This window comes from Alkalihalobacillus alcalophilus ATCC 27647 = CGMCC 1.3604 (assembly GCF_000292245.2).
GTDB lineage: Bacteria > Bacillota > Bacilli > Bacillales > Bacillaceae_D > Alkalihalobacillus > Alkalihalobacillus alcalophilus.
In genome coordinates this window covers 1-4,624 of sequence record NZ_ALPT02000141.1, presented here as the reverse complement: position 1 = coordinate 4,624, position 4,624 = coordinate 1, and the positions used below count along the sequence as shown (strand labels likewise).

Below are 4,624 nucleotides of genomic sequence, written 5' to 3'. Positions count from 1 at the left end.
AGTATTTAAGCAATAAGATTGATGATATAACCTTAAATCAGTCGAAGAGGTTGTCAAGTGATGGTACATATTGCTAAAGAATTTGGACTTATTTCCATAGAGCAATATTAACAATTGAAAACTCAGTAAATGGAAAGATATTGATTTCACTAAGCATACTGTACTATGTCTTTCAACAATTAGGTGCTTTTGTAGTATAACTTTCGAGTTGAGGAGATTAATTCAATTGGTGATTATATAATTTGGTTGTTTGAAAAGTTACATTACCACTTTAAAATACTACCAAGGAAAACAGAGAAAATTAATATGAAGAAAATTACATAATATGTGAGGCAAGTTTCATGTTGTAATTTTGTATTTAAAGAAGGGAAGTCTGTGATCACATTTTGATCACAGACTTAAATAATTTAAGTTCCCTAAAAACAATTAGAATAATTTACCACCTTTTAAAACAGCACTACAATAGGCTTTACGCACTCTCTTCATCTCTATGAAACTAGCGCCTCGACCTTGACAGGTTAGAGGTCAGTAACTCTTAATAAATACGATTCTAAATTGGATGAATATTCACCAATCTGTGATTTTATAAGGTGAGTAGCAATTTGCTCGCGGTATTGAAAATTATCTATAGTAAGCTATAGTGACCACAGATTGACCACTCAATAGAATTAAAAAAATTAATGAGGATTAACCAAAGTGAATTGGTTAATCCTCAAACAGTTGATAAATTAATAGAAATGAACACAAGTATAATAGAGTTAACTTTAGGAATTTCGACACGAATATGGGCGGCATGATGTAATAACGCCCTCAAACCCTTGATATGAGTGGGTTTTTGAGTAAGGTGAGAGTGAAATGCTAACATTTTGTTAACATTGAGGATTTTAATGGAGGCTTCTCATGAGTTGAGCAAACTTGTGGGAAGCTTCTTTTTCATTTCTTGGGTTACGTGTACTAGTAACACATTACTGTGCGGGCGACTAGGAACATTTTTCTTTATTGCAGATACGCAATCAATTTTCGCCTTACTATAACTAGGTTGCTGCAGTAAGAACTAACCATAATCCTGATTTTGTTGAGTTATCAACGGAGAGAGACATAGGCCAGCTGAATTTGCTTGATGGTTCTTTCGGCCGGATGGTCCGTGTCCAGAACAATGGTGGGGCAATGGAATTCCACAAGTTATAAGGAGTATTGTTTTTATATCCCAATTGAATCTGATTGTCCCGAAATTAAAATCGGAAAATTGTAACGAAGTTCAAATAAACAAGGGAGTATAGACGAGGTATTCACCATCGTCTTTTTACTCCCTTAACTATTGAATTTAGTTTTATAATAAAGAAAATCAACCCTTTGTTTAGTGTTCATTAACAGTGTAGTTAATATTGCTGTATAAACACTTGTTAAGAGTATTGAGAATACTCCTAATGAATTGTTATTTGTGATCATGACGGAACCTCTTTTTATACTCTTATGGTTTTAAGACAACTTTAATACAATTATCCATTTTTGTGTCAAAAATCTCATACCCATGCTTCGCCTGATCTAGAGGCAAAATATGTGTAACAACATCCCCAGGGTCTACTTTCCCGGATGCAATTAAGTCATGTAAGTATGGCATATAGTGAATTACAGGTGCTTGTCCTGTTTTAATATTTACATTGCGTTGAAAAATATCTCCTAATGGAAAACCGTTATACCTAGATGAGTAAACACCTGTGAGTTGGATGTTTCCACCTTTACGTACAGCTTGACTCGCCATGACCAGTCCACTCATTGCACCACCGTGCAACTTTAACCCGGAGGCTAAAAATTCAATGTCGGTCATCTTTCCACTCATTCCTACACAATCGATGACAACATCAGCTCCACCATTAGTTAAATCGTGTAAATAGGCACCGACGTTTTCGTAATCCTCAAAATTGACCACTTCAACATTATTCGTACGTTTAGCGTGTTCTAAACGATAACCTACGTAATCAACGGCAATAACTCGCTTTGCCCCTTTTAGCCAAGCGAACTTTTGGGCCAAAAGTCCAACTGGTCCGCAGCCGAGAATAATTACGGTGTCTCCTTCTTTCATCCCGGAATTATCAACACTCCAATATGCTGTTGAACAAGCATCGGCAAGTAACACTAATTTCTCATCTTCTACTTCACTATCCTCAGGAATCTTAAATGGGGTAAAATTCCCATATGGTACACGCATATATTCAGCTTGTCCCCCAGGATAACCACCTGCTGTTCCTGAATAGCCGAAATAAGCTCCCATCTCACCGTTATCGTTTGCAGTGTCACATTGGCTTTCTAGGTCATGTTCACAGAACCAGCATTTACCGCAGCTTACATTAAACGGGATAATAACACGGTCACCTTTCTTTAGCTTTGTAACTTCAGGACCGACTTCTTCCACAATTCCCATTGGCTCATGTCCAATAATATAATCTTCTTGTAAATTCGGTATCATTCCATGTATTAAGTGCAAATCAGATCCACAAATTGCTGTATGTGTTAATTTGACGATGATATCATCAGGTTTTTGGATACTTGGTGCCTTTACATCTTTAACGATAATATTTTTAACACCTTGAAAGGTAACTGCTTTCATGAGTAATCCTCCATTATTTTCATAATCACTGTGGCGGGGTAGGGAATAATCCTTTACGATTTGTATTACCTGGGAAGAGATTAAGACCGGCAATATCCACTGCTGTTTGCGCAGCTTGAAGATCCAATTTCTTTTGTTCAGATATGTTATAAGGATGGAACCACTTTTTCTTCATCATCAATTTCGATACTTCTTCGTGGTAATCAATCGCTAATTCCATTTGATTACGTAATGTCATTCTAAGTTCTGGGCTCGTAGCTTCCGTTAAGGCAATGGCATAAGTTCTAACTGCTTCTTTTGCTGTTAGTAATAAATCAAGTGCGATTCCTGAATCCGCTTGCTCGGGCATCCCAACTGAGTTAATTGGATCTAAATAATCATTCACTTTCTATCACCTCACTTAATGAGTTTTGGCCTAATGATAAAGGACTTGAAGTTCTTTTATATCTTTTATTGATTGTTGAACGTTTTTTTCCATCATCGCTTTGAGATCTTGATCAAATACGATTCCTTGCATCATTTTTGATTTAAGCAAGCATACGGTTTTAAAATTTAATAGCTCATGTGTCTCCATTGTTTCGTGGTATGCAAGATTTCCTGGTTGCATGATTTTCACCTCCTGTCTTGACAAAATATATTTTAACTCTAAATGTTTGGGAGTATCCGTCTATATATAAATTTTCTGTCATCATCACAAGTCGATCTAAATTTTTGAATAATAAAATATAAAAATACGTAACATAATTAAGCAAGAACCTTTTAAAATTAGGAGTGAGAAGATGACTACAATGTATGCGCTTCATGAAACTTTAGAATTACATGAATTACTAACCTTTAAAAATCTTTGTTTAACGAAGTCGTCAACGATGAGTAGCTTGGTTGAGTGTGAAGAATTAAAAGCAATTCTAACAATGGATGTCAAAACAGGAAAGCTGCATATACAACAATTACAAGGATTACTACAAAATGGGGGTTCTAATCTATGACGAATTTGCTACAAAATATGGCTGGAATGGCTGCAATGACGGATCAAGTGATTGCTACCGATTTTTTAATTTCTGCAAAAGCAGGGGTCAGAAATACAACGTTAGCATTAACGGAAGCAGCTACCCCAGAAATAAGAACGGCATTGCGTGAACAATTAAACGACGCGATTGAGGCACATGAAAAAATATATCAATACTTGATATCAAAAGGATATTATCATCCTAGTGATTTAAAAGAGCAGTTAAAGGTAGACCTAAATGCTTCTGAGATTGCAATGAATTTATCAAATTAATGTTGTATGGAGAACTTAAATAGTTCTCCTTTTTCGTATTATAAGAAGGCCACTTATAACAGCCTTATCTTAGTTACATAACAGGAAGCAATTGATTTTGGAAGAAATTAATCTCGTTTCTTTTACACTTTTAAGTTACAGAGTTAGAGGGTCTCTATGTCCGATGTCGCGGCTTTGCTATTTGCAATTAGCTATTTGGTAAGTGCTTTATATAACGATATGAAATTTATCATTTCCCGACAGAAGACTCCCTCTTCAATCGTGTGAAGGGAGAAGCCCAACGATAAGGGGGAGATGAATGGCGGTTGGCGGTAGCCAAAGAGATTCTTGTTAGGGTATAATAAGAACATACATTCCTATTGGAGGGGTGAAAACAATGCTCATCAACAAAGCATACAAATTTCGTCTCTACCCAACCAAAGAACAAGAAACCCTGATTGCCAAAACCATCGGCTGTTCTCGTTTTGTATTCAATCGCTTTTTAGGACAATGGAACGATACCTACCAAGAAACAGGCAAAGGGTTAACGTATTCTTCTTGTTCGGCTGAATTAACGCAACTAAAAAAGGAATTCGTATGGCTAAAAGAAGTGGACAGCATTGCCCTTCAATCCTCCCTGAAAAATCTTGCCGATTCCTTTACTCGATTCTTCAAGAAACAAAATAAAGCTCCGCGCTTCAAGTCTAAAAAGAATCCGGTACAATCCTACACCACGAAAGAAACAAACCATAACATTG

General features: G+C 36.2%; 6 protein-coding genes. 3 read left to right on the top strand and 3 right to left on the bottom strand.

Going from position 1 to position 4,624, the window contains the following annotated elements:
• Positions 1–1,471: 1,471 nt before the first annotated feature.
• The 3 genes from BALCAV_RS20580 to BALCAV_RS20570 are packed head-to-tail and all read right to left on the bottom strand — an operon-like array spanning position 1,472 to position 3,215.
• Entirely contained in the window at positions 1,472–2,608 is a 1,137-nt protein-coding gene (locus BALCAV_RS20580) for a zinc-dependent alcohol dehydrogenase (RefSeq protein ID WP_003323137.1), read from the bottom strand.
• Positions 2,609–2,633: 25 nt separating this feature from the next.
• Entirely contained in the window at positions 2,634–2,993 is a 360-nt protein-coding gene (locus BALCAV_RS20575) for a spore coat protein (RefSeq protein WP_003323138.1), read from the bottom strand.
• A 30-nt stretch (positions 2,994–3,023) separates the two neighbouring features.
• Complete coding sequence (locus BALCAV_RS20570; protein ID WP_003323139.1) at positions 3,024–3,215, bottom strand: hypothetical protein; 192 nt, start codon at positions 3,213–3,215, stop codon at positions 3,024–3,026.
• Positions 3,216–3,387: 172 nt separating this feature from the next.
• On the opposite strand from BALCAV_RS20570, the gene BALCAV_RS20565 reads away from it, so the two are divergent.
• The 3 genes from BALCAV_RS20565 to BALCAV_RS20555 all read left to right on the top strand — a co-directional run.
• Entirely contained in the window at positions 3,388–3,594 is a 207-nt protein-coding gene (locus BALCAV_RS20565) for a hypothetical protein (RefSeq protein ID WP_003323140.1), read from the top strand.
• Entirely contained in the window at positions 3,591–3,887 is a 297-nt protein-coding gene (locus BALCAV_RS20560; protein ID WP_003323141.1) for a spore coat protein, read from the top strand. The genes BALCAV_RS20565 and BALCAV_RS20560 overlap by 4 nt, the downstream gene beginning before the upstream one ends.
• 376 nt (positions 3,888–4,263) lie before the next feature.
• Positions 4,264–4,624: RNA-guided endonuclease TnpB family protein (locus tag BALCAV_RS20555; protein WP_040324326.1), on the top strand; the 361-nt coding region annotated here is incomplete at its 3' end.

Coding starts and splice junctions, on each gene's coding strand:
- BALCAV_RS20560 (WP_003323141.1), top strand. CDS start 3,591: ATGACGAATTTGCTACAAAATATGGCTGGAATGGCTGCAATGACGGAT.
- BALCAV_RS20565 (WP_003323140.1), top strand. CDS start 3,388: ATGACTACAATGTATGCGCTTCATGAAACTTTAGAATTACATGAATTA.
- BALCAV_RS20580 (WP_003323137.1), bottom strand. CDS start 2,608: ATGAAAGCAGTTACCTTTCAAGGTGTTAAAAATATTATCGTTAAAGAT.
- BALCAV_RS20570 (WP_003323139.1), bottom strand. CDS start 3,215: ATGCAACCAGGAAATCTTGCATACCACGAAACAATGGAGACACATGAG.